20 protein-coding genes and 1 pseudogene are annotated in these 26,908 nt (G+C 36.2%); 4 read left to right on the top strand and 17 right to left on the bottom strand.

Features of this window, described 5'->3' with window-relative positions; translation table 11 throughout:
* Positions 1 to 192 precede the first annotated feature (192 nt).
* Entirely contained in the window at positions 193 to 2,316 is a 2,124-nt protein-coding gene (locus F6K18_RS32445; RefSeq protein WP_287527102.1) for a tetratricopeptide repeat protein, read from the top strand.
* A 472-nt stretch (positions 2,317 to 2,788) separates the two neighbouring features.
* On the top strand, positions 2,789 to 3,475 hold the full coding sequence (locus F6K18_RS32450; protein ID WP_287273158.1) for a response regulator transcription factor: 687 nt from the start codon (positions 2,789 to 2,791) through the stop codon (positions 3,473 to 3,475).
* A gap of 217 nt (positions 3,476 to 3,692) precedes the next feature.
* Here F6K18_RS32450 and F6K18_RS32455 read toward each other — a convergent pair whose 3' ends face one another.
* The 4 genes from F6K18_RS32455 to F6K18_RS32470 all read right to left on the bottom strand — a co-directional run bounded on the left by F6K18_RS32455 (position 3,693) and on the right by F6K18_RS32470 (position 8,535).
* Positions 3,693 to 3,815: a hypothetical protein gene (locus F6K18_RS32455; RefSeq protein WP_287273159.1), complete on the bottom strand. Its 123-nt coding sequence runs from the start codon at positions 3,813 to 3,815 to the stop codon at positions 3,693 to 3,695.
* Between the two features lie 292 nt (positions 3,816 to 4,107).
* Positions 4,108 to 5,544 carry a protoporphyrinogen oxidase gene (gene hemG, locus F6K18_RS32460; protein WP_287527103.1) on the bottom strand — a complete coding sequence of 479 codons (1,437 nt, stop codon included), beginning with the start codon at positions 5,542 to 5,544 and terminating at the stop codon, positions 4,108 to 4,110.
* Positions 5,545 to 5,885: 341 nt separating this feature from the next.
* Positions 5,886 to 6,122, bottom strand: a complete 237-nt coding sequence (locus F6K18_RS32465) for a DUF2811 domain-containing protein (protein WP_287273163.1) — start codon at positions 6,120 to 6,122, stop codon at positions 5,886 to 5,888.
* Positions 6,123 to 6,855: 733 nt separating this feature from the next.
* On the bottom strand, positions 6,856 to 8,535 hold the full coding sequence (locus tag F6K18_RS32470) for a cryptochrome/photolyase family protein (protein ID WP_287527105.1): 1,680 nt from the start codon (positions 8,533 to 8,535) through the stop codon (positions 6,856 to 6,858).
* Between the two features lie 847 nt (positions 8,536 to 9,382).
* Here F6K18_RS32470 and F6K18_RS32475 point away from each other — a divergent pair.
* Positions 9,383 to 11,464 carry a HAMP domain-containing sensor histidine kinase gene (locus F6K18_RS32475; RefSeq protein ID WP_287527107.1) on the top strand — a complete coding sequence of 694 codons (2,082 nt, stop codon included), beginning with the start codon at positions 9,383 to 9,385 and terminating at the stop codon, positions 11,462 to 11,464.
* 551 nt (positions 11,465 to 12,015) lie between these two features.
* Here F6K18_RS32475 and F6K18_RS32480 read toward each other — a convergent pair.
* From F6K18_RS32480 to F6K18_RS32540, 13 genes and pseudogenes are all read right to left on the bottom strand, one after another.
* The gene (locus F6K18_RS32480; RefSeq protein WP_287527109.1) at positions 12,016 to 13,023 is read right to left on the bottom strand and encodes a Gfo/Idh/MocA family oxidoreductase; all 1,008 of its coding nucleotides are present in this window, start codon (positions 13,021 to 13,023) and stop codon (positions 12,016 to 12,018) included.
* Positions 13,024 to 13,585: 562 nt separating this feature from the next.
* The gene (locus F6K18_RS32485) at positions 13,586 to 15,076 is read right to left on the bottom strand and encodes a SulP family inorganic anion transporter (RefSeq protein WP_287527111.1); all 1,491 of its coding nucleotides are present in this window, start codon (positions 15,074 to 15,076) and stop codon (positions 13,586 to 13,588) included.
* A gap of 925 nt (positions 15,077 to 16,001) precedes the next feature.
* Positions 16,002 to 16,337: a CU044_2847 family protein gene (locus F6K18_RS32490; RefSeq protein ID WP_287527112.1), complete on the bottom strand. Its 336-nt coding sequence runs from the start codon at positions 16,335 to 16,337 to the stop codon at positions 16,002 to 16,004.
* A gap of 431 nt (positions 16,338 to 16,768) precedes the next feature.
* Entirely contained in the window at positions 16,769 to 17,209 is a 441-nt protein-coding gene (sufU, locus tag F6K18_RS32495; protein ID WP_287527114.1) for a Fe-S cluster assembly sulfur transfer protein SufU, read from the bottom strand.
* A 602-nt stretch (positions 17,210 to 17,811) separates the two neighbouring features.
* Positions 17,812 to 18,465, bottom strand: a complete 654-nt coding sequence (locus F6K18_RS32500; protein WP_287527116.1) for a nucleotidyltransferase family protein — start codon at positions 18,463 to 18,465, stop codon at positions 17,812 to 17,814.
* A 150-nt stretch (positions 18,466 to 18,615) separates the two neighbouring features.
* A pseudogene (locus F6K18_RS32505) lies at positions 18,616 to 18,732 on the bottom strand (XdhC family protein); the annotation flags it as partial.
* A 21-nt stretch (positions 18,733 to 18,753) separates the two neighbouring features.
* On the bottom strand, positions 18,754 to 18,903 hold the full coding sequence (locus tag F6K18_RS32510; protein WP_287527117.1) for an NTP transferase domain-containing protein: 150 nt from the start codon (positions 18,901 to 18,903) through the stop codon (positions 18,754 to 18,756).
* Positions 18,896 to 19,990 (bottom strand): XdhC family protein, encoded by a 1,095-nt coding sequence (locus F6K18_RS32515; RefSeq protein WP_287527119.1) that lies wholly within the window; start codon positions 19,988 to 19,990, stop codon positions 18,896 to 18,898. The genes F6K18_RS32510 and F6K18_RS32515 overlap by 8 nt, the downstream gene beginning before the upstream one ends.
* Positions 19,991 to 20,431: 441 nt before the next feature.
* Entirely contained in the window at positions 20,432 to 20,884 is a 453-nt protein-coding gene (locus F6K18_RS32520; RefSeq protein ID WP_287527121.1) for a hypothetical protein, read from the bottom strand.
* Positions 20,885 to 21,293: 409 nt separating this feature from the next.
* Positions 21,294 to 23,501, bottom strand: coding sequence for a xanthine dehydrogenase family protein molybdopterin-binding subunit (locus F6K18_RS32525; protein ID WP_287527123.1), 2,208 nt, complete (start codon positions 23,499 to 23,501; stop codon positions 21,294 to 21,296).
* Positions 23,502 to 23,748: 247 nt separating this feature from the next.
* Positions 23,749 to 23,910: a hypothetical protein gene (locus tag F6K18_RS32530; protein ID WP_287527124.1), complete on the bottom strand. Its 162-nt coding sequence runs from the start codon at positions 23,908 to 23,910 to the stop codon at positions 23,749 to 23,751.
* Positions 23,911 to 24,034: 124 nt separating this feature from the next.
* On the bottom strand, positions 24,035 to 25,072 hold the full coding sequence (locus F6K18_RS32535; protein ID WP_287527125.1) for a xanthine dehydrogenase family protein subunit M: 1,038 nt from the start codon (positions 25,070 to 25,072) through the stop codon (positions 24,035 to 24,037).
* Positions 25,059 to 25,553 (bottom strand): (2Fe-2S)-binding protein, encoded by a 495-nt coding sequence (locus F6K18_RS32540; RefSeq protein ID WP_287527126.1) that lies wholly within the window; start codon positions 25,551 to 25,553, stop codon positions 25,059 to 25,061. Before F6K18_RS32540 ends, F6K18_RS32535 begins: the two co-directional genes overlap by 14 nt.
* 974 nt (positions 25,554 to 26,527) lie before the next feature.
* On the opposite strand from F6K18_RS32540, the gene F6K18_RS32545 reads away from it, so the two are divergent.
* Complete coding sequence (locus F6K18_RS32545; RefSeq protein WP_287527127.1) at positions 26,528 to 26,794, top strand: hypothetical protein; 267 nt, start codon at positions 26,528 to 26,530, stop codon at positions 26,792 to 26,794.
* Positions 26,795 to 26,908 lie beyond the last annotated feature (114 nt).

A 26,908-nucleotide genomic window follows, 5' to 3' on the forward strand; every position in this document is an offset into this window, starting at 1 on the left:
AAATTGCATAGAATAATATATTAATCAGAATTGAGTTTAGATCGAAATAGATAAGTTAATAAATTTCATAATTCTGTGCCATCTCACATAAAATTGGTATAACACCCAATACCTACTACCTACCACCTACCACCTAAAACCTACCCCCCTAATAGAACTGTGATAGACATTGGGTCCACAACAATTTCTCAATTGAACTGGCAAATCTATCAACGCTTGAAACAAGCTCTATCATTAAATCTACGTCGCCAAATTTTTATAGCCGTATGCGATAATCAACTACTAAGAAATAACCTAGTTGAAAACTTAGAAGTAGATTTAACCAATACTATTGATTACACCGAAACAACAACTAATAATAATAAAAATATTTTATTTGTTACTCTCAACTTAAATCTAAATAATCCTAATCCAGTAACTCAAATTAATCAATGGTTTACCGAAAATCCTGAATATCAAAAAACACAAAAATATCAAATATTAGGATTTCAAATTATTGGAGTAGAAAGCTTAACCAAACAACCTTCAACAGTTCAATGGTCATTTATTAGTAATCTCAAAAAAATAGAAACAAATCTATCTACCCTAGAATCCAGTATATTACTTTGGATTAACCGACCTTGGCTCAATAGTATCAAACAATCCGCCCCAGAATTTTGGCATTGGCACACAGGAATATTTGAATTTGAAGGAGACCCCACACCTATAGCTCCTAGAAAAAATAAATCATCATTGCCAAATCAACAAAACTCTAAATCTTTCTTATCTCCAAAAATTAGCCCACCTTCTATCAATACTGTAAGACCATTAATGGCATTAGAACAAAAGTCTTACACTACTATTGATGTTGAATCAAAAAATCTGACAGTTCATCTTCTCCCCCCCGCTCCACAAAAATTACCAGAGTTGCCCATTGGCATTGACCAAGAACAGGAGAATACGCCACTGCCACAGTGGGAATTAGTTGAACTAGCAAATTTAGTATGGTCAGAAATTTCTAGAAAGTCTGGTGAAGAAAAAACATCCCTAGAAAAACAACAGTTTCAAATTCTCAAACAGATTCAAGATTTAAACAAGTCCAGATCTCCATCTCCAGAACTAACCATAGCTTATCAAGCTTTAGGGGACTTTCATCGCGATCGCCTCCTAGCAGGGGAAGTATCAGAACAAAGTCTAATTATTGCCATTCGTGCTTATGAAATGGTAATTGACTGGACATTTGAAGATGCAGGAAATATGAGCCAATTTTCTCCATCCCAAATTCCTGTTCTTGACATTCTCAACGATCTTGCCACTCTTTACTGGATGTTATCTCGTCAAATCAAATCTAGTAAATCTGATTCATTAGTTTATTTAGAGCGAAGTATTATTTTATATCAAATGGCTATAGGTGAGATTAACCCATCCCAGGAAGAGACTTATGCCAGATTACAAAAAAACTTAGGTCTAGCTTACGGAGATTTAGCTAATTATCAGGAAGCAGAAAAGAATTGGGAAAAATCAGTTATGGCCTATCAAGAAGCAATCTTGTACTTAGATACAGTAACTCATACTCAAGATTATGCTTCGACATTAAATAATTTAGGTGCAGCTTATTGGAATTTGGCTCAATATACTCAAGCAGTGGCTCACCTGCAAGGGGCAATTTCAGCTTATACCAAAGCTATTGATTACTTTACACCAGAAATTGAACCTCTCAACTATGCTATGATTCAAAATAACTTGGGCATAGCTTATTGGAATTTAGCTCAATTTCAGCAAGAGTCATCAGAAACTTTGATGTTAAAAGCTGTTGATGCTTATTTAGAAGCCTTAAAATATCGAACCCCAGAAATTGCTCCCCTTGCTTGTGCTGCAACAAAGAATAACTTAGGTACTACTTATTGGTATTTGGCCAAGCAATTTGAGGAACATCAAATACGGAATCAACTTTTTCATCAAGCGATCGCTGCTTATTCCGAAGCTGTTAGTATAGCTCAACATTTTTCTCCTTCTGAGCTTACTTTTGATTTATTGGCTGTTTATAATAATATTGGACTTGCCTATTATCAAATAGTTATAGAAGCCAATATTACATCAGATAAAGACAGTCAAATGAGTAATTTAGAATCAGCTTTGGATTATCACTTACTGGCTTATACTGGTGAGCAACAAACTAATATTAATATTGACGTAGTACAAGGAAAGGAAACTACTGTTAATCATATTGTCAGAACTATTCGTGCATTTTCCAATAAGTATGGAATACAAAGGCAAAATCTAGCTCTTGCTAAGATTCCTAGCCATTTGTTACCTAAAATTTTAACTATGTTGTAACCAAAAAGACATAAGTTATAGTATTATTAATATAGAGGGATGAAATCTACATATTAGTTATCGTTATGATCAACTCTAATTGAGACTTTATTTAAGTAAGCTACTGTCACTATGATAGAATAGCATAGATATATCTAGTTGTAGTTATAAGTAGTTGAGTTGTGCTATCTATATATTATAGTTAATAACTAACTATTAGCCAAATTTTAACTTCTCGAAAATATATCTAAAAAAAATGTCTAAAGAAAAAATTTTTAATTTTGTTCTTGTATTAGATTAAATAAATGAGTATAATCAACTAATTTGCTAATTTAGGGTTTAACTGATTTGTTTAGTTATAAGCAATCATCAAAACTATACTTTAGCTTGAAATATAGAACAACTTTTCCACTTTTTTTCAAAATATTGCTAATTCTTAATTGAAAACAGCAATTTAGTTATATCGTACTTAGTTTATCCTGATATTTATGTCATGGCCCCTGTAAAGATCCTTGCGGTTGATGACGACCCAGCCATCCGAACTTTAATTCATCGGTATTTGAGCCAACAAAACTATCAAGTAGAGTCTGCTGGAGATGGTAAAACAGCTCTAGAATTATTCAATAAATTTTCACCAGACCTAGTAGTGTTAGATGTAAACTTGCCTGATACAACAGGATTTCAACTGTGCAAAAAAATGCAAAGTAATACAAATGTATTTGTGCTAATGCTAACCAGTCTTGCAGATGAGGATAGTAAATTACACGGTTTTAAAGAGGGTGCAGATGATTACATCACAAAACCTTTTGGTTTAGTAGAATTAGGCGCTCGTGTCGGAGCTATATTAAAACGTCAAAGATTAGTTTCCAACTCACAGCCAGAAGGTATACAATTAGGAAATCTGACAATTGACCCTCACGGTAGAGAGGTTAAAATTAATGGAGAATTAATTGCTTTGACGGCCTTAGAATTTGATATATTATACTGCCTAGCAGGTAAACCTGGCCGTGCTTGGAAGCGATCAGATTTAATCCAAGAAGTCTGGGATTATGAATATATGGGAGATGAGCGAGTAGTTGATGTCCATATTGGTCAAATACGGAAAAAACTAGAGAATAGTAATGACAATTCTCCAAAGATCAAAACTGTTAGAGGTATTGGCTATAAGCTTGATGTTTGATTTTGATAGTCATACATACATAGTTTTATAAGAAGGAGAATATTGTCAAGGAAAAAGATAGATTTGAACAAATAATTTCACCAGAGGTAAGGGTGTGAGGGATAATAGAGAATTTTGTCACGGAAGTCACTCCGCATCTATGAACCCACAATCAAAATGAACCACGCGTTTTTCCATCAAAAGCTTAAAATTCAGACAACGTAAGATAATTCTTCCTTTATTTCTTCCTTCTTACTTCTGGTATATTTGACATCATCCCGACGTTGCGCATGGCGCGACAACGCGGGATTCCTAAACCTCGTAGATTAGAACTTTCTGCTTCTAACGCACCTGCCTCCAAGGTCTTTCCCCCTTTCTGGTCTAAAGGCGCGCTCCACAGTACGTCGCCAATCCGACGGCTACCCTAGACACTGCTAGCCCAGTAGCCTTATTTAATCCTAACACACTATTGGCAAAACCACAAAATTGATTGGTTTTCCCATAGGGCGCTCCCCTTTGGGAAAGCGCGGGTCTTCAACCAACGTTGAGATCAATAAAATAATCATTCAATTCTAGTATTTACAAACAGAAAAATTAGAATTATAGCAGTCGAAGCAAAGAACTAGTTTCATCGAAATTAAAACTCTAGAATATCAAGTCTGCAAACCTTGATAAATTTCAGTCGCTACTTCTGTGCCACGGCGAACACAATCTCCCAAAGCTATACCACCAATATAATTACTGCATAGATATAGACCAGGCAAAGATTTTAAGCCATTATTAATCCGTTCCAATCTAGAATTATGGCCTAAATTATATTGAGGAATAGCACGAGACCATAAATGCACCGCGAGAACTTTTGGTTGTTCAGCATCCTGTTTTAACAAAGTTTGACAAAGGTCTTGATGTACCTGCTGCACTATTGCTTCACTATCTAACTGAGCAATTTCCGGGTCTGTTGCACCCCCAATAAAATTAGTAAAAATTTGCCATCCTGGAGGTGTCCTACCAGAAAATAAAGTAGAAGACCAAATACTACCAAGAGTCCGGATACCTTGACCTCTAGGAATCAAATTACCAAAACCGTCTATCTTAACCCTGATAGAAGTATCAGGATATGCCAAAACTACACAAGCAACAGGAGGATAATAAAATTCATCAAATATAGAAGCAATTTCAGGTTGCAAAGTTTTGAATAATTCTGCACAAACACGAGCGGGAGTAGAAAGAGAAATAGTACGAGTTTCTATTTGCTCAGTACCATTGGGAGTAGAAAATTCTGCTATATAAGTTTGTTTTTCCGTCCGACGAATACCAATAAGATGCCAATTTAATTTAACTGCTTCTCCTAAATAAGAAGCGATCGCTTTTGGTAATGCCTCCAAACCACCTCGAAAAGAACCCAATTCACCAGTCTTAGTCTTAGGAATATTAGGGTCGGGAGCAACCTTGAACTTACGATTTTTTTTAGCAGACAGCAAAGCACCAGCTAAAAGTCCACCTCCCAAGTCAGCCATTCGAGCCACTTTAGCAAAAGCAGCAGTAGCACTCAGTTGACTAGGGTCTCCTGCATAAACACCAGAAACGAAAGGTTCCACCAGTCGCTGCATCACTTCAGCACCAAGATGTCTCTGGAAAAATTGAGATACAGTTTCTTCTCCCCCTTGCTCTGACAGATCGCCAATAGCAGGTGATACAAAACCCAAAGCACCAACTAAGGCGCGTAACTTACCAGCATCACTCAGTAACTTAGACTGTAGCATAGCTGTTGGACTCATGGGCACTGGTAATAATTGACCATTCCAATAAACATAGCGAGGCAGTTTGCGATCGGCAAAGATTAAATCCTGCTTTAGCCCAACATCTACAGCCAACTTTAAAAATTCCGGTGTGGGAGAAAAACTATTCGGTCCTTCTTCCCAAAGAAAGTCTCCTAAAGAAACTGTTGTGATATTTCCCCCCACTCGATTTTGGCTTTCTGCAACTAAAATCTTTAAGGGGGAATTATTACCTAATTTTGTCAGTGCATGGGCTAAACTTAACCCACTAATACCAGCGCCAACAACTAAGACATCTAAAACTTCAGTCATTTTTTCCTAAAAATTTAGTTCTACTATAGTTTCAAGTTTTAGTATTTCACCATAGCTTTGTCATTTAAACTACTTTAGTTTCAAAGTGTGATACTTTTAGCTCAATTCTGATTTAACTAAGGTAGTGGGAAAATGTTTCAGACTTGCATTAGTTGAAAATAGTACAAACTTATTTCATCTTCCTACTAATCTACCTCCCTATTACCTTCGTATTTCAAAATTATTCTCCGTATCGAACTTTAAAATAACCCTACTATAAAGCAGAGCTTAAGCCATATAACAATTTAGTAATTTAGAATACATTAGTATCAGCAGCAAAGAGAGGTTCAATATATGCACCACTAAATGCTGCTTATATCATGATGTTGGAAAAGAGTTTCTAGGTAAACCCTAGCAGCTTGCCGATAACAAAGGGACGTTTCTGGTGTACTGCTATCTCCATTCTGTAACAAGAATAGTGACAAAGCTGCTGAAAATACACGGTCTTGATCCCAGTCAGGGTGGGTTTCTAAGTAGGTTTTAAGAGATTCATGGAGTGCTTCAGGAATTTCGGCCAAAATACTAACGCTTAAGTTCATGTTTAAGTAAGATTATCTGTATATTTTTTCTTCTTCATAGCCCCTAGTTGTGGCCACAAACCACTGACTTTGAACTACCAATGTCGCACTATTGTGTACTAAGAGGGGGTATGGTTGTCAATGTAGAGAAATGTTACAGCAGACTTTCAATAAATAAAAGATTTACGAAATAATCGGTGTTTCGTGGCACTTTTTGTAATAAAACTTTATAAAAACCGACTAATATGAAGCTGTTTACTACCCACTGAACAAAATCCCCAATTCATTTGCAAGAGTATGATGATGTCGTTGAAGTCTGTGGAAAAACCTGTTTAATCTGTGGAAAACATTGAACTTGCTTGTGGAAATGCTGTGGAATCTATGTGGAAAATTATGGTAAAAAATAAGAATTCTGAACTCTTTGCTAAAGTCAAATTTCAAAAGTCAAAAGTCATATAGCGCTACGCGCAAGGCAACAGGCAACAGGCAACAGGCAATAGGCAATAGGCAATAGGACAATACAAAAGGGTTTCAGCTTTTATTCATGTCCTAACCTTTATGCGTAACGCTATATCGCCAGTTTTTCCCTTTTGCCCTCTGGTATAGCAGAAGGAAGAAGGAAGAAGGAAAAATCTTGCGTTGTCTGAGTTTTAAGCAATTGAGATGTCAAATACAGTAGACCTCTAGCAAAAGTGTTAATTAAATCAATTCAAGACTATGAAATCAACAATTTTATCTCCCTATTCCCTACTCCCTATTGCCTATTTCCTATTCCCTGACTTCTTGTAGAAGTCTTTTGAGAGTGCCATTTTTCTGCTTTGAGATGAATGTTTTCTAATTCCTCAGAGTCTATTTTATCTAAGTTAGCCAAAACAAAGTTCATACGACCCTGGGATTTAAGTTTATCCCGATGTCTGGCCAGAAAATCCCAATAAAAATAATTAAATGGACAAGCTGGTGAATTATTGCCCTTGTCTTTTGGGTTTAATACCCCGCCATCTACATGATGTTTATCATTGGTTGAGGTTTGAGTCCCTATGTACTTCTTCCTTCTTCCTTCTTCCTTCTTCCTTCTTCCTTCTTCAACCTTGTCTTGAGGTGATGTAACTCGAACTTTCCAGTCGTAAACACAGCCTTTACAATAATCGCTCATTTTGTTGATGTAATTTGCAGAAGCAGCATAAGGTTTTGATGCCAGAATACCTCCATCAGCAAATAATCCCATTCCCAGAACATTAGTTTGCATGACCCAATCATAAGCATCAATAAATGCTGCATGAAACCAATTTTCTACCTCTTGAGGAGAAATACCAGAAATTAAAGCAAAATTACTCAATACCATTAAACGCTGAATATGATGAGCATAACCTGTATTTTGTACTTGAATTAGAACTTGATGTAAGCAATTCATATCTGTCTTATTAGCATCCCAAAAAAACTCTGGAAGTGGGTGATTATGCTTAAACCAATTAGACTGGGAATATTCATCATCCATGAGAAGATAAACACCCCGCATATATTCTCGCCAACCTAAAATTTGCCGAATAAAACCTTCTACACTATTTAGTTTTAATTGTTGATTGTGATAAGCTGACTCTACTTTTTTAATTACTTCTAAAGGATGTAGCAAACCAAGATTAATATAGGGAGAAAGTAGAGAATGCCATAAGGTTTCTTCCCCTGTTACCATAGCATCTTGATAATCACCAAAATTAGGCAAGCTATATTGAATAAAATTGTTTAGTACTTGCAGTGCTTGTTGACGAGTTACCGCCCAACGAAAAGGCTCTATTTCTCCATATTTAGTAAAGTTCAAATCTTTAACTTGATTAATAACTTCTCTAGTAATTTCATCTGGTTGAAACCATAAAGTTTGTGGTGTATTTAATTTGCCTTTGGGATATTTGCGGTTTTCTTTGTCAAAATTCCATTTTTCTCCTACAGGTTTATTTTGATTCATTAAAATTTTTAAACGTTTACGTCCTTCTCGATAAAAATCTTCCATTAATAAGCGTTTTCTCTTTCTAACCCATTCCTTAAATTCTGTTTCATGCCAAATAAATAAATTATTAGGAATTATTTTAATATCGCAGGTAATTTGGAGATTTTTAATGACTTCAAGAAAAGGTTTATCATTGGGTTTCATTACCCGTAGTTCAGTAATTTGATTAGTTTCGATCCACTGTTTAAGCGGTGTTTCAAAATCTGTGGATATTGCGTGTGTCACTTGCCAACCTGCTTGACGCAACTCAACAGCAAAATGACGCATAGCTGACCAAATTAAGACCAATTTTTGCTGATGGTATGGTCGAAGTTGGATATATTCTAAGGATTCAATCATAATCACAAAAATTTGATCTTTTTCAGTGCAACTTTGAAGAGCTGCTTGATTAATATTGATTTGGTCTCCTAAGACCCAGATTCCTATATTCATAAATAGAGTTCGTTGAATTTGAAATTTTTAGAGATGTTTTTCACTAAATTCAAGATTATGACTATAAACTATATTTATTGAACAATTCATCAAAATACTTGTGATGATAAATAAATTTCATTGAGGAGGAATTTAAAGTAAAAAAAAATGATTTGTTTCAGAGTATAAGATTAACTATCAAAAACAAATCTACAAAAAATAAATTAAAACTGTATCCATAGAGGTGACAGAACTAATCTTATTGAGTACATATTTACATCATTATTTATTTTTCTTTTATTCTTCGTTATTTAATTCTGAGCTTTACTATTGTGGTATTGTTTTTTTGGGCGTTGCACAGTGGCGAATGATTTGAGATTTTTGATTGAATTTGATTTTGGATTTGATAATTGCTAGAACAATTAATATTAGGTTTTTTTAGTCAAAGTCTAAACCTCTTTTTGGCAGTATCATTCCATAATGTGCAACCCCTTTTTTTGAATTGGTATAATATGGCAGTCACTAAATATATCTTTTATAATCAGCAGAACTACATATAAAAAAAATCTATGAACAATATCTAGCATATATAATTTGAAATGTAAGTAGTTATGCGATTAAAGTTAATTTGTATTAATGGCAAAATATTAAATGTTTTTGAGTTTAGAACTTTTATATTGCCTAGGCAATATTATCAAATGCGGTATACCATAGAAGAGTTAATATATAAAAAACAAAAATCAAATTAACTGAAGTCTGATAAGTTCCATATTCATAGATAATAATTATAGTTTTCGGAGATCCTCAGAAGTAAAAACGCAAATAATTGTCAAAACTGTTGCAAGTTGCAGCTTAAGTAAAAAATCTTATGATTAAGCAAGTTCAATCCTCCTTTCGTAAGATTCTGCTGTCGCGAATTTTACTACTTACTGTACCAGTATTAATACTAGGACAGTATATCATCTACAGAAAAGCACGTTCTACACTTCTAGACACTGCTCGTCAAAATCTGAAAGAAAGCGCAGACAGAAAGGCCGAAGATATTCAACTTTGGGCTAAATCTTTAGAATCTAATCTAATTAATGCTAGCGAAAGTTATGTACTTCAATCTGGTCAAACTGAAGAGTATCAAAAATATGTTGAGCAGTTATACCAAATGTTACCAACTCAGGTAAGATGCGTTCAATTGAGTAACTTACAAACTTCTGAGATTATAGCTAGTACTTGTGATCATGAATCAATAAATTTTCCATCACTAAATATATGGCCTGCGCAGCACAGACAGCTAATTAGAGAGATGTCTAATGTTGATATAAGTTATATATGGCCAGAACAGTTAAACTCGGATCGTTTCTCAAGTGATGATACGGTTGCTCAGAAAAAACAAGTTAGCTTAGGTTTGAGTGTACCAGTATATGTTGCTGAAGGTAGTGAAAGACAATTGCGTTATGCCTTAAGCATTAATTCGGATTTACCAATGCAAACAAATCGCAGAAGAGGTTCACTGGCAGGTTCAACTGTAGTAATTAATTATAAAGGTACAATTTTAGCTAGTCCAGATCCTGATAGAGTAGGGCGTAATATTTCTGATGGACCAGATGCAGAAAGGCTAAAACATATTATCAGAAATGCACAGGAAGGTAGAAAAGATTTTATCCACATATTCTCTTTTGAAGAAATAGATGTTTCAAAAAATAGTAATAGTAATCCTCTGAGAGAATTTATTGATGAATTTAAAAAGATATTGCCTGAATTATTGGGACTCAAATTATCAGCAGATGATGAATTTTTAGTAGGATATGCACCAACTTCTAGTCCTGTAGACCGTGATGATGATCAAAAGTGGATTGTTTTAGCTATTACACCTATAGACTTTGCTTTATCTGGTCTTAGACAAGTTCAAAAAGTTCTAATTATTCTGATTTTTGGTTTAGTTGGTGCTAGTGTTATGGCAACTATTTATTTGGCTCGCGATTTAGCTCGTCCTTTGGAAAAACTTAGAGATTATGCTCTTGCTGTGAATGATTTAGACTCTCCCAATAAAGTACCTATAAGTCTAAGAATTCGTGAATTTAATCAATTAGCAATTGCATTGGAAAGTATGGTATATAGGCTTAAAAGATGGGCAAATCAATTAGAAGTTACTTCTAAAGAAGCTCAAGTTGCTAACCAGTTAAAAAGCGAATTTTTGGCTAATATTTCTCATGAATTAAGAACTCCACTCAATGGAATTATTGGCTCTATTCAATTGATTGATGATGGATTTTGTGATACGAAAGAAGAAGAAAAGGAGTTTTTGAAACAAGCTAATGATTCTGCCATTCATTTACTAAGAATTATTGATGATATCCTAGATATTCGTAGAATTGATTCAGAAACTTTATCGATATATTTGCAGGATGTCGATATTGGCAAATTATTACACGAAACAATAGATTCATTTAGAGAATATATTAAACAAAAATCTTTATTATTAAAACTAAATATTCCTGAACAAGTAATAATTGTTAACGCTGACCAAGAAAAGTTGAAGCAAGTGTTTGAAAATGTTATAAGTAACGCAATTAAGTTTACGGAAAAAGGAAGTATTAATATTTGTCTTATCCAAGAATACAATAACTTTATTGTTGCTGAAAATACAAATAATTTATCTGATAATTATGGTGGGAAAGAAAATCGGGTTTTAGTTAAGATTGAAGATACGGGAATTGGTATTAATCCAGAGCAACAAGATAAACTGTTTCAGCCTTTTGTGATGGTAGATGGTACAAAAACGCGTAAGTTTGGAGGAAATGGATTAGGATTAGCTATTTCTCGCGGTCTGATGGAAATGATGAATGGCAGTATTCATCTCTATAGTGAGGGAGTAGACCAAGGAACTACAGTTGATATTATTATGCCAATTAAGAAACAACAAGATATTCAAACTGAAATGCAATTAAATTCTTAGAGTTAATTAAACATTGCAGAAAGAGGGTAGGAGTCAGGAATCAGGAGTTAGGAGTTAGGAGTCAGGAAAAATGGGAATTACAGAGGATGTAGTTGGAATAATTGTCCCTTAATTTTTCTGTCCAACTCTTGCACAAAATGCGCTCCATGCATTAGCTTTCTTGACCGAAAAGCTGGCACTTTTTTCAACTTAAGAAGGCTGAAACTTTTATATGTCAATGCTTTGATAGTTAATTAGCAGAGCAATAATTCATACCAAATTGATAAATGTTTGCTACAAATATCTAGGGTATTTCTTAGGAGTCAGGAGTCAGGAGTCGTATCGGAATGTCTTTAATACCATTTTTTAGGGCGTAAACTATCTTTTTAGTCAAAGGGGCATTTCCTATAAAGTTTTTTTATCGCTCTTACTATTCGTAACATTCTTTTTTCAAATTGGTATAACATAGGCGCAATGACATCTTTGATAATTAGTACCCCAGTAGCGTATAAATTATTCTGATGTTTACTTATCCCCTGCTCCCCTGCTCAAAAAAATGTAGCAAACATTTATTAAACTGGTATTACTTTTCCTCCTTGCTCAAGAGAATTATTTAAAGCGCATAAAATTCCCACTAATTCAGCACCGACCCAACCAGAAGAAATTTGTGAAGCAGTATTCTGACGAATACAATTTAAAAATTCATTGCATACTTGAGCTAAAGGTTCAGCTTTAGCGATCGTTAGAACTTCCCGACTGACGCCTACTGCTTTCCAACGGTTATTTTGCTCTTCTAAATGACCATGCTGAATAACTAAAGGTGCATCTGCAGACATTTCATCAAAAATCAATGTTCCTTGAGTACCTACTACTCCTAAACGACGTTGTTTATCAGGATTTAGCCAACATAAATGTAAAAAAGCTTGAAAACCACTAGGATAAGTAAGTTTAGCCATAACTAAATCTGATTGTGGGGGTTGTTGAGGTAGCCAAACCGTACCATTTGCTTGTACTTCCACAGGTTTTTGGTTTAGCCAATTGTTCAAAATACAAATATCGTGAATTGCTAAATCCCAGAGAGCATCTACATCTGGACGTACAGGTTCAATATGAGTGCGTGTAGCGTACCCATAGCGTAACTCTCCTAATTTACCTTCTGCTAGGATAGTTTGACCACTTTGGACAACTCGATTAAATAAATAAGTATGATCGATAAAAAGTTGACGTTGTTGTTGTTCGGCTAATTTGCATAATTCCACTGACTCTGAATATTCAAGAGTCAAAGGCTTTTCGGAAAGAACATGATAGCTTTTTTTGAGAGCAGCACTAATAATTTCGTAGTGAGTGGAAGCAGGAGTAGCGATCGCCACTGCTTCTATTCCTGGTAACTCTAAAGCTTCTGTCCAATCTTCTAATAATACGATATCTTTGTCCAATTGCAAGCGCTTTTGAACTGCTTGTAACTGTTCTAGGTTAGGGTCTACTATAGCGATAACACGAGACTGAGGATGATTGCAGAAGTTACGAATTAGGTGAGTTCCCCAACGACCTGCACCAAATATAGCAATTCCTATTTCCATTGGTTTTGATGTAAAAATATAGCTAATTTGATCGGATTTTTTTCACCCTATCATATTGAGGCTAATATGGCAATTATAGTGCTAGGGAATAGGGAATAGGGAATAGGGAATAGGGAACAGGGAACAGGGAACAGGGAATAGTAAACTGTTAAAGGGTTTTTCCTGCGGAAAAGCTCCGCTAATACCAATTTGATAAATGTTTGCTACAAATATCTATGGTACTTCTTAGGAGTCAGGAGTCAGAAGTCAGGAGTCAGAATGAATAACTTTAATACCATTTTTTAGGGCGTAAATTATCTTTTTAGTCAAAGAAACATCTCCTGTAAAGTCTTTTTATCGCTCTTACTATTCGTAACATTCTTTTTTCAAATTGGTATAACAGGGTTTAGAAATGTCAAACACCTTAATGCGTAGCGCTATAGCATTCAATTAATTCGTGTTAATTATTCTTATGTTTACTTCTCCCCATCCCCCCATCTCCCATCTCCCCATCTCCCCATCTCCCCATCCCCCCATCTCCCCATCTCCCCATCTCCCCATCTCCCATCGCACAGCGCTATATCTAATGAATAACCCGTCCCTCTTTAAAAATTGTTTGTTTACTAGAATGAGTAGTCAAACGGTCTAATAAAGTTGCACTCGCCTCATTTAACCCAATTAAATGTACTTTAATACCCCGTCTACGAAAACGTAGTACAACCTTATCTACTGCATCTACAGCAGATTGATCCCATAAATGAGCATGAGTTAGGTCAATAGTCACAGATTCTATATGTTCCCGGAAATCAAAGGTGTTGAGAAAATTTTCCACAGAAACAAAAAATACTTGACCATTAACGCTGTAGATACGCTCCACACCATTTTCTTTTAAATAAGAGTCAACGAAAATCAGCGCAGCAATTTTACGACTGAAGAAAATTGCACTCAACGCCACCCCAACAACTACTCCAATAGCTAAGTTATGAGTCAAAACTGTCATAAACACAGTTGTCATCATCACTGCTGTTTCACTCTTGGGAACTCTACGAAGATTGCGAATAGAATCCCAATGGAAGGTGCTTATAGAGACCATAATCATCACTGCAACTAAGGCCGCCATGGGAATACGCGCCACCCAATCATTGAACAGAATAATACAAACAAACAGAAAAATGCCTGCACTCAGAGACGAGAGTCGCGTCCTTCCACCAGACCCAATATTAATCATAGACTGACCGATCATCGCACATCCTGCCATTCCACCAAAACATCCGGCGACAATATTAGCAATTCCTTGTCCTACTGCTTCCTGATTTTTATCACTAGAAGTATCGGTTAGGTCATCAATAACATTCGCTGTTAAAAATGATTCTAGTAACCCCACTAAAGAAAGTGCCAAAGCATAAGGCAGAATAATATCGAGGGTTTCAAAGTTGAGTGGTACTATTGGTAGGGCAAAACTAGGTAGAGCATCGGGTAATGTTCCCATGTCTCCTACAGTGGGTATGTCTAATCCCGTAGTTAGTGCAAACCCAGTGATGACAACAATAGCAACTAAAGGAGAAGGTATTGCCTTAGTGATGCGAGGCAACCCGTAAATAATACCTAATCCTACTGCTACCATTATATAAACCCAGATAGAAGCATCTTCAAATTGAGTTAGTTGAGCATCAAAAATTAATATTGCCAGAGCATTGACAAATCCTAACATCACCGCTCTAGGAACAAATCTCATTTGATTTCCTAACTTAATCCATCCTAGAAAAATTTGCAGGATGCCTGTGAGAATAGTGGTTGCGAATAGATAATTTAAACCATAATCTTTAACTAAGCTTGTCATCAGCAACGCCATAGCTCCGGTTGCTGCGGAAATCATTCCCGGTCGCCCACCTAAAAAAGCGGTCACAATAGCAATACAAAATGAAGCATACAACCCTACTTTTGGATCGACACCAGCAATAATAGAAAAACCAATGGCTTCAGGAATTAAGGCTAAGGCGACTACAGCGCCTGCTAATAAATCTTTTTGGACATTAGAAAACCAGGCTTGTTTTGTTAAGATATTATATTTCATTTTCCCCATTTCTAGCACAATAACAGTTAATACTTTTTCCTGGAAGTCATACCGTTTCACGGAATTCAAAAGTCAAAAGCGAGTGCGTAATTCTGAGGTTTCCTCAGAATGTAAGACGCACTCAAGACAGTCATGCATTATGATTTTATAGTTCAAAACTTTGATTATTCAGTAATTTCAGCAAATTATTCGACATCTAAAGTTTGAAACTATTTGTAACATTCTTTTTTCAAATTGGTATCAGAGGCACATTTTACTCCGCGAAGAGTCTGCAGTTAGGCGTGGTATGTTAACCTAATTCATCATATCCCTAAGTAAATTAGGTAAAGTAATCAAATTAGACAGATTTATGGGGAAATATTTGCTATTAATCACTTTTCTAATGTGGCAATGATATTAACTTTCATCTTGTCATGGCGAGAGAGTATTATTTACCGAATAATTAAGGTTTAAAGCCTCTCATGAGCAAGGAGAAACAATGAATTAATTTTCCTTTGATTCAATCCTCTCCCTAAAAGGAAGAGGTAATTATCAATTATCAATTATTGAATAATACATTCTCTTTCCCACCCACATTTTCAACAACATGGGCACAAATCAGGAAATAAGTATGATTTTACTACCGATAAACAGGAAACCCAGTACCAATAACATTTGCTTTATTTGTCAATAGCACTGTTCAACAATTAATAATTAATTATTACCTCTCCTTGAAAAGAAGAGGATTTACTAATCATGAAAAAATATTTTTTTTTCTCCTTTCTCCTTGCTCATGAGAGGCTTCAAACCTTAATTTTTCGGTAATTAAAACTATAGATGCTTCTAAGTTATTTATTCTCTGATTAGAGTAAAAATTGCAGATAAATAAATGCCTAAAGTAGCCAAGATAGCTCTTTATTGATTTAATTATTCTTAGCTTTTTAATCTACTTTTCAAGGCGGATTTGGTATGACTTTTTCGGTTTCAGCACTAATTTAACTTTTAAATTTGTACCAACCTTTCCTTGTGTAATATATAGATTACCTTCCCCCTCAAAATTAAAACCCACTTCCACCTCAGCTTGTTCAATTTCTATATCTTTGTTAATTTCTTGCCAAGCTTCAGCAATTGGACGACTAATATTTATTAATATAGGTTTAACTTTAGCAAAACTAGATTTAACTTGTTTAATAACATTAGTAGAAATTGCTTTGGCTTCATCCTCTGGGACTTCTGCTTCAACCAAAATTCCATCTTCTAGTTCAATTAATCTGGTGGCCATATATATTTATTACTGAATTTAATTGCTATTCTATTCAACCACATTTCAGTGATTTTCAGAATAATAGACATCTCCATAAAAGAGGGAGCAGGGAGAAATAATTGATGTATCTATTGAGATGATTGATTTGATTTTTTATTATTGGAGATATCTAATGTATAGATATACAAAAATTCAACTTAGTTGCCATTAATTGGTATCGGTGCGTTGCAACGCACCCTACAGAATTAAATACTAATTAGTATCGGTGCTGAATTTAATTGCTATTCTATTCAAGCACATTTTAGTGATTTTCAGAATAATGTATAGATATACAAAAACTCAACTTGGTTGCCACTAATTGGTATCGGTGCGTTGCAACGCACCCTACAGAATTAAATACTCAAAAAAAATCTGCTGATTGCTGAGGTGCTGACCGCTGAGGTGCTTCTTTAATTTGGTGATTCTAGTGCTGTTTTCAGGGTGTGCCAACTTAGTAAAACACATTTAATTCTGATGGGAAATTGGGAAACTCCTTGAAAGATATTTAGTTTTGGTAAATTCTCGGAAAGACTAATTTCTCCTTTGAGCATTTGACGAAATTTTTCTGTTATTTCTAAAGCTTCTTCTCTAGTTTTTCCTAACAATATTTCTGCCATTAAATCTGCGGAAGCAATAGTTAATACACAACCTTTTCCTTGAAATTTTATATCTTCTATAATTTGCTTTGTTTGACTGAATTTTATTGTTAGTTCAATCCGATCGCCACATAAGGGGTTATCTCCTATTTGATAGCGGTCTATAGGGTTGGTTTGTCCTCGATTTTGTGGATATTTAGCACGTTCAAGAATTGTTTGATGTTGGAGGTTACGAAGATGGTTTTGAGAATTCATAGGTGTTAGATGGTAGGTTTTAGGTGTGATATCAACCGTGAAAAAAGAATGCTTTTGTGAGGTGAAACTTTAATTATTAAGCAATTATACCAATTACCAAAAATAATGCTATATTTCATCAATACTTAAGTGATTAAGTAAGAATTATGGTTTAGCAATGTTTTTAACGATTCTTAGTATTAAGCCAAGATATCTTATGCCTTCTACTCCCTATTTTCAAACAGATGTAGCAAGAATGCATGAAATATTTTATTATAGCATAGCAGTCGCCACTATAGTTAGGACATCGAGTAATTATGATGATTGATGACGCGAGCAAGATGCTCGCACTAATTGTCAAACATCAACCTGGCAGTTGCTATAACACAGGCGCAATGACATTTTTGATAATTATTAACCAGTAGCATATTAATTATTCTTATCTCCCCTACTCCCCTACTTTCATAGGGTAGGTTTTTAACACTCGGGGTGAGCGATCGCTTCTATTCAGTAGAAAATCTCAAGAAAAGTGTGCTTTTTTATACATAAAATGGGCGAAAATTCTCCCCACACTTCCCCCTCTTCCCCCTCTTCCCACACCCCAAGACACAATTATAAAAAACCTACCCCTGTGAAACCCCCCTACTCCCCACTCCCCTACTCCCCCACTCCCTACTCCCTTCTGAGAGAATTTTTAATCTTTCATAATCAGTAAAAGTATCAATATCTATTTCTCCTCTAGGAAAATTAACTGTTGCTACTTGGCGAGCATATTTATTAATTATTTGTTTCGCACCTTTATCTGTGTTTAAGTTGAGCATTTCTGGAAAAAGGCTAGAACTAAATAAAGCCGGAACCCCTAAAACTCCAGCATATTTAGAAGCAACTATTGAATTTGATTTTAAATAATAAACATCAATTATTTTCTGGATTAAGTTAGTAGATAAAAAAGGCTGGTCGCAAACCATTATTATTGCTGCTTCTATAATTTTTTGAGTAGTTTGCAAAGTATTAATACCAGCTCGGATTGAAGTATTCATGCCTTCCTGCCAATCATAATTTTCTACAATTTTTACTGGAAAATCACTAATTTCAGGAAGTATTAGATTGCCATAAGCACCAAGCACTACAATAATTGGTGAACAACCAGAATTAACAGCAACTTCAACAGTATTGAAAATTAAACTATTCCCTTTGTAAATCAATAATTGTTTGGGTTGACCCAAACGGGTTGATGCACCAGCAGCTAAAATTATAATTCCGATGGATTTATTCATTATTTTGACTATGAATTGGTAGGTTACGATGACTTCAATAATTGATAATTGATCATGGATAATTGATAATTACCTCTCCCTAAAAGGAAGAGGATTGAATAAAAGGAAAATATTTTCTTGTTTCTCCTTGCTCATGAGAGGCTTTAAACCTTAATTATTCGGTAAAAAACCTGTTAAACGGTTAGAAATTACTGCTTGAATTTCTGCAATAATAGCTAAAGCAATTTCTTGTGGATTATCAGCACCAATATCTAGACCAACTGGAGCATATAAACGTTTTTTGTATTGCTAATCAATTGGTGAACAACCAGAATTAACAGCAACTTCAACAGTATTGAAAATTAAACTATTCCCTTTGTAAATCAATAATTGTTTGGGTTGACCCAAACCTGTTGATGCACCAGCAGCTAAAATTATAATTCCGATGGATTTATTCATTATTTTGACTATGAATTGGTAAGTGGCGGTGACGTAAAAAACCTGCCGAACGATTAGAAATTACTGCTTGAATTTCTGCAATAATTGCTAAAGCAATTTCTTGTGGAGTATCAGCACCAATATCTAGACCAACTGGAGCATATAAACGTTTTTTGTATTCCTCATATACGGGAATTTCTGCTAATAATTTTTCAGTCCTTCTGCGGGGTCCGAGTATTCCTAGATAACGTAAGGGCAAAGGTAAAATATTTTTGAGAATTGTCAAATCATAAAGATAGTTATGAGTCATTACAACTGCTACAGTTTTTTTATCTAAAATTACCGATTTTGGTAGTTTTTCATATTCGGAAATAACTATAGAATTTGCTTCTGGAAATCTAGCAGATGTGGCATAAGCAGGACGACAGTCTAATACTGTGACATACCATCCTAATTGTTTGGCAAAAGATGTTACAGGTATGGCATCGTGACCAGCACCAAATATTACTAGAGGTAGGGGTGGGTGAATGACTTCAATGAAGGCTTCTATATTATTAATAGATATTTGAAATGACTTACCAGAACTCTGAGCTGTTTTGGCACGATCTACTAATAATTGAACTAGGGAATTATCGGTTATTTTAGTAGTAAAATTACCATCGGTCGATAACATCAAATGATATTGCTCCGCAGCTTGACTTTTAAACACAGTAACTAAAACTCCTGGTTGCCTATGCTGAAGACAGTCAGCAAAAAATGACATTAAGTCTATTCCCTTTTCACCGGATAGAGGTTCGATGAATATATCAACTATTCCCTGACAACCCATTCCCAAACCCCAGATAATATCTGCTTCTGAGGTTGTGTCGTAGGTAACAAGGCGATACTTGCCGGAATTCATTACCTCTTGTCCTTGTTCCAAAACATCACCTTCGAGACAACCACCACTGAGGGAACCGACCATTTCACCTTTAGCAGTCATCAACATTCGTGCCCCAGCTCGGCGATATGTGGAACCCGCAACTTTGACAATAGTAGCGAGGGCAAGGGTTTGACCAGCATTTTTGAGTTTGGCGTAAGTTGCAATAATGTCTTGTAATTCTTTCATATCATGTTAGGTAGCATCAGTATTGTAAGCGCGAAGCTAAGGAAGAAGGAAGAAGGAAGAGGGAAGAGGGAAGAGGGAAGAGGGAAGAGGGAAGAGGGAAGAGAAAAGAGGGAAGAAAACTATTGAGCAAGAAAAAAACCTAAATTTCCTGTAGATATCCACCATTGGGTTTACACAAACGATACCAAAGGACATGATATCATTTGGAAAAAGGGAACAGGGAGAAATTTATCAGAGAAAATATTTTTATTATGGCTAATTAATGAGACTTGTATATTATTTGATATTTCTGATAAATTCCAGCAGACTCCAAGTATATCAGTTGAGGGAAAAGTTGGGATAGATCAAAAGCTTAAAACTCAGACAAAGTAAGATTTTTCAACTTCCCTTCTTCCTTCTTCCTTCTTCCTTATCCCTTCTTCCTTGCTGTTATTGTTTTAATTAACTCTTACTTCTGACTCCTGACTCCTGGCTCCTGACTCCTGACTTCTTCAATAATGGTAGGTACTTGACTTTAGCCCACGCAGCAATAACATTACCTAGCCATTTAGTTTTGTCATAAGATTGATAGGAAAGAAGATTATACTTTTGATTTGTAGTTTTGATTAATAAGCCCCATGATGAAAATCTATTTCCTTTAAAACCGCTAGTTTTAACTTGTTGTACATATTGAATTTTTGACCGTTTAATTTCTTGTATTTCGTTTGTTAAAATACCTATATCTTTGGTAAAAATTAAGCAATTAAATCTAAAGTCAAAACTTAATTTGCCTAGAAAAAAATAGAGAATTATATAGATTTGATTGAATATTTTAGCAGCAAAAAAATACAAAACTACGGGAATGAAAAAAAATAGAAAAGTTAAAATACTGATTAAATAATCTTGAGTCAGCATAAATGAAGTTATTAACAATGTAGCAATAAAAAAACAAAATAATATCCAGATGAAAAAGCAGATAACTGAGAATATAAGTAAGTATGTCATACCGTTTGGACGGTAAACTAATAGGAGGTCGCTGTTAGGCGAATAAAAGATTCTGAACCCCTTCGGAGGTGGAATAATTGGTAACATGAAAACACCAAATATAACAAAGAAAGTCAAAGGTAAAATTGGTTGATGATTTATGTATCATAATTTATTTTCTTTTAGTTTTTCAAGTAAAAATCACCATTTATATCATGTCCGGATAATCAGCGATAAAAAAACTTTCTCCCTTCTAACCTTTTCTTTCCTTTTGCCTTACTTCTTCCAAAGTTTAAGTATTCAACCGGACATGGTATTATTACCTTCTTCTTTCTTGCTTCTATTCTAATAACTTATCTGGAGTAATAGGCAAATCTCGAATACGCTTACCTGTGGCATGATAAACAGCATTAGCGATCGCTCCTGCAACTCCTACGATAGAAAGTTCCCCAATACCCTTAGTACCTAAAGCATTCACATAAGGATCTTCCTCTTCCACAAACTGCACCTGAATATCCGGCACATCTAGCTGGACAGGAATCAAATAATCAGAAAGATTATGATTCAGAATACGTCCGTAGTTAGGAGACATTACCGTATGTTCCATCAACGCCATACCAATACCCCAAGTAATACCACCTATCATTTGACTGCGGGCAGTCTTCGCATTGAGAATACGTCCAGCACCGTAGACACCAACACACCGCTTCACCCGCACTTCTCCCAAAAGTCGGTCTACTTGCACTTCCACAAAAACTGCCCCAAAAGAATGTTTAGCATATTCTGGTTGTTTCTGTTTCGATGCGTTATCACCAACCGCTTCAATATTTTCCCCACCATGACGAGTGAGAATTTCCTGATAACTTTCCCCCACGGTAGGATTATTTTGCAACAATAATTTCCCTGAATCAAAAATTATCTCCTCTGGTTTTGCTTGATACAGTGGAGAGTCTGAGTCAGAAATTGCTATCTCTAATATTTTATTCCGAGCATTCATTGCTGCTGCTTGTACTGCCGAACCCACACTACTTGCTGTAGTCGAATTTCCTGTTAGTGGAGCTTTAGGTAAATTTGTGTCACCGAGTTTAAATTCCACCTGTTCTAGAGATACCCCTAAAACCTCTGCTGCCACTTGAGTCATCACAGTATAAGTGCCGGTACCTAAGTCGTGGGTTGCACTTTCGACTAAAATTTTCCCACTATTATATATAGTTACCTTAGCAGTGGCAGGCCAACTATTTGCAGGAAAAGTAGCGCTTGCCATTCCCCAACCAATTAGACTTTCACCGTCACTCATAGACCCTGGTTTGGGATTGCGGTGTTTCCAGCCAAATATTTCTGCTCCTCGCTGATAACATTCTTTCAGAGATTTACTCGACCACGGGTGTCCAGTAGCAGGAGCTACATCTGCATGGTTGCGGAGGCGGAGTTCTATGGGGTCTAACTCCAGAGCATAACTCAGTTCATCCATTGCTGACTCTAAGGCAAACATTCCTGCTGCTTCCCCCGGTGCCCGCATAAAAGTGGGAGTACTAGTATTGATAGAACCGAGATTGTAGTTGGTGTCCAGGTTAGGGCAGGCATATATCATATTTGTTGCCATTGCAACTGCTTCGGCAAATTCGTCAAAGGGTGAGGTAATGTTTTCGCCAATATGTTTGATGAGTGTAAGTTTGCCTGCTTTAGTTGCACCAAGGGTCAGATGTTGGCGAGTCGGGGGGCGGTATCCCACAGAAGTATACATCTGGGCGCGGGTGAGTGCTAGTTTAACAGGATGCTGAACATAACGCGCTGCCATGGCAGTCAGGATAGTGTGAGGCCAAATAAGTGCTTTACAACCGAATCCACCACCGAGATATTGACAAATAACTCGGATGTTTTCTGGAGGGATATCGAATACTTTGGCGATCGTTTCTTGTGTTAAGGAGACTGCTTGAGTTGTATCGTAGAGGGTGAGACGGTCATCTTCCCAAACTGCTAGAGTTGCTGAAGGTTCCATGGGGTTATGATGTTCTACGGGGGTGTTGTAGGTTTGTTCGACTAATACCTCTGCTTGGGAACGCCCAGAGTTAATGTCGCCCCAGAAGGAATGAGCGGGTAGCATATCCAGAAAAATTCTTTCTGGTTTATATCCCTGTTGGAGTGCTGTATCTATATCTATAATTGGTTGTTCAATTTTATATTCGACTTTAACCAAGGTAGCTGCATATTGAGCTTGCTCTAAAGTTTTTGCAACTACTATCCCAATGTGCTGTCCTTGATAATAGATATTCTCATTCTGAAGAATGGGAAGACTTTGTCCCCCAGGAAAAAAAGTAATTTGATTAAATTTGGGAACGTTGCGGTGGGTAATAACTGCTAATACTCCGGGGGCATTTTCTGCTACGGTAGTTTCGAGCTTGGTAATTTTGCCTTTAGCAATGGTACTTTCTATTAATACGCCGTAAGTCAAATTTTCAACTGGCATATCAGCGGTGTAACGTGCGCCACCTGTAACTTTAAGTTTTCCGTCTACACGGTTGATGGGTTTTCCGATAACTTTATTCATGTTTGGTGTTTACTTAAATAGTTCGTAATAGTTATTTTTTTGGCGTTTGGCGAAGCAAAACCGTTAACGTTTGCGCCCTTCATTCCGACAGGAGGGGTTGTGCGCTAGCTCTACAAAAAACTTTCTCCTTCTACTGGGGGTTTCTTATTGTTTGTTCCCTCCTGACTCCTGAGGACTGTTTCATTTACTGAAAATAGGTTCGTAATAGTTAGTTTTTTTGCGGGCATTGGTAATTTGAGGTATGATATCATGTCCGGAGAAGAGCGCTATAGAACTTCGTGACCTTTACCCTAGCAAAAAACTTTCTCCTTCTATTCCTCTTTCTTCTTCTTTCTTCCCTCCTGACTCCTGAGGACTGACTCCTGACTCCTAAGTAATTAAGATTAATATCATACACGCGCTTTACCAACGCCGTTTTTTTTGCGTTTGGCGAAGCAAAACCGTTAACGTTTGCGCCCTTGATGACCTTAGCGCAGCTTCGACCCAGGAGATAGGATGCGTTGTGCGCTAGCTCAACAAAAAACTTTCTCCTTCTACTCCTGTTTCTTCTTCTTTCTTCCCTCCTGACTCCTGAGGACTGACTCCTGACTCCTAAGTAATACAGTTGACAGCGCACGAATAATGCTACGTTTAGCTAGTTCAATTTTGAACTGGTTATATTTTTGTGGTTTTGCTAGTGCCAAAGCTGCTTCTGCTGCCGTAGAAAAAGTTGCTTCATTTATCGGTTTTCCTTGCAATGCTGTTTCTGCTTCCTGGGAACGCCAAGGTTTTGTACCAACTCCTCCTAATGCTAGTCGTGCAGACTTAATAATATTTTGCTCAACTTCCAGAGCAAGAGCTACAGAAACTAGGGCAAATTCATAATTGGCGCGATCGCGTACTTTGAGATAGTGGGAGTTGCTAAACCACGAAACAGCAGGTACTTCTACAGCAACTATTAACTCCCCATGCTCTAAAACATTTTCTCGGTGGGGTGTATCTCCGGGCAACAGATAAAAATCATTTATCGGCACTCGGCGTTGTGCAGTTTTACCCTGAATACAAACTACTGCACCTAAAGCAACTAATGCTACTGCCAAGTCTGAAGGATGAGTGGCAATGCAATGTTCGCTCGTACCTAAAATAGCGTGCATTCTATTGTAACCTTCCATAGCAGGGCAACTCGTACCTGGAATACGACGGTTGCAAGGAAAAACTGGGTCGCGAAAATAATTACAACGGGTACGCTGTAATAAATTTCCTCCCACTGTTGCCATATTCCGCAGTTGAGGAGAAGCACTTTCTAATATTGCTTCTGAAATGACAGGATAGGAATTTTTCACTGTGGAATAACGGGCAACATCGCTCAATTTTGCCAAAGCACCGATACGGAGGTTGTTGTCAGCATCGACTTCCACTGAGTCTAAAGACAGAGAGTTGATGTCTAGAACTTGCTTTGGTGTTTGTACGCCATCTTTAATTAAACCTATTAAGTCTGTACCACCAGCAATAAAAGATATAGCTGCATCCTCAGAGACTGTGGTTATAGCCTTATTTTCTTCATTAACTCTGGCATAACTAAATGGCTGCATTTTCTGTTTTCTCCACTACTTCACGAACTGCTGCAACGATATGATGATAAGCACCACAACGACAGAGGTTGCCACTCATACCTTCCCGAATTTCTCGATTTGATTTTGGTTGTGTTTCTGCTAGTAAACCTACTGCGGAAACTATTTGACCGGGGGTGCAATACCCGCATTGAAAAGCATCATGGTCAATGAAAGCTGTTTGCATTGGGTGGAGTTCTCCATTTTCTCCTGCTAAACCCTCAATAGTAATAATTGACTTTCCGATTTGCATTACTGCCAGAGTCATACAAGCGTTAATGCGTTTTCCATCGACTAATACCGTGCAAGCTCCGCATTCTCCGCGATCGCATCCTTTTTTTGTCCCTGTTAAACTTAGATATTCTCGCAGTGCATCTAACAGAGTCACGCGAGGTTCTATCTCCAGATGATGTTGCACTCCATTAATTTTTAATGTTAGTGCTATTTTTTCTTTTTCTAACATTTTAATAATCTGTAAAATTTAGATAACTATTCTGTCATAACTACCATAAGACTTACGCAGTAGAGTGTATTTCGGTCATTGCGACAGATAGGGTTTGCGGAGCAGTCCGGAACGGAAAGCAATCTCAAACACTAATCTTTCGTGCCTTGTGCGTAAGTTTTGTACCAACTAAAATAATATCAGACTTTTTCACTTTTAACCGAAGTAATTTTTAAGTTTTTTGATCATAATATGGAGAGATGGGGAGATAGGGAGATAGGGAGATGTTAATCAAACATAGCATTATAGCAATGAGCGCTGGTATATTTACAAATTGTAGTAGGGGCAAAAGAGCTAGAAGTCTTATATGATTCCTACGGAATGCTTGCGCAAACGGCAATTTATTCCCCCTGTTCCCAGTTAAGTGTTCCCTGTTCCCTGTTCCCTGCGCACAGCGCTATACTATTCAGAAATGGTATAAGATTTGATAGTCCTGCATAGTAATGCTATATGCAGATGAACAATGCCTAGTGCGGGCATCCTCGAAGGGAGGGAGCAAGATGATCTCACTACTGTATCTGGTATAGCATTGGAAGGAAACGTTAGGAAAGTTCAAAAGGGAGCAAGATGCTCCCACTACTGTGTCTGGTTACAAAAATAATGACAATGCACGACCATGACAATGCACTACCACCTAAGATTTTTGCTAAAAACCCTAAATATTTTGAGAGTTAAAAACGAAAATTTCAGCTTTTAAAACACATTTTACTTAAACAGGACTTACGCAGGTACGCTATATGTACTGTATCTTCTAATTTGAGTAGGTTCGATTCTAGTTCATAGTTTTTGGGGACATATACTATCTAAAATACCAGTCGTTTTCTAGTAGTAATCAGAGCATAAATTTTTAGTAAAAATTGTTTAAATTTATTTAATAAATTCGCCCAAAAAATATAATTGTTAGATGATTTTATTATTGTATAAATCTATAAAATATGGATTTTACTTATGTTGATTACTGTCAATATTTACTCAATTCTCAAACCAACTATACCATCACAAATTTAGCAAATCATCTACAAGATATTAGTCATGATACAATTAATCGTTATTTAAGAATAGCAATTTTAAACTATCTAGATTTATGGCGAAATGTCAAAGAAGAAATTGTGACTGACAAACAAGGTTATCTAATTTTTGATGATACAGTTATTAATCAGAAGTTCTCTGATCAAATTGAAATTGTTCGCACAGCGCTATAGTGGTAACGAACATCAAGTAATTCGACGAATAGGAGTAGTTAACTGTATTTATTTCCATCCTAAAAGTGAACATTTTTGGATAATAGATTATATAATTTATGATCCAGATACTGA

Origin of the sequence: Okeania sp. SIO2C2 (genome assembly GCF_010692625.1) — a bacterium.
In the GTDB taxonomy this organism is placed as follows: domain Bacteria; phylum Cyanobacteriota; class Cyanobacteriia; order Cyanobacteriales; family Microcoleaceae; genus Okeania; species Okeania hirsuta.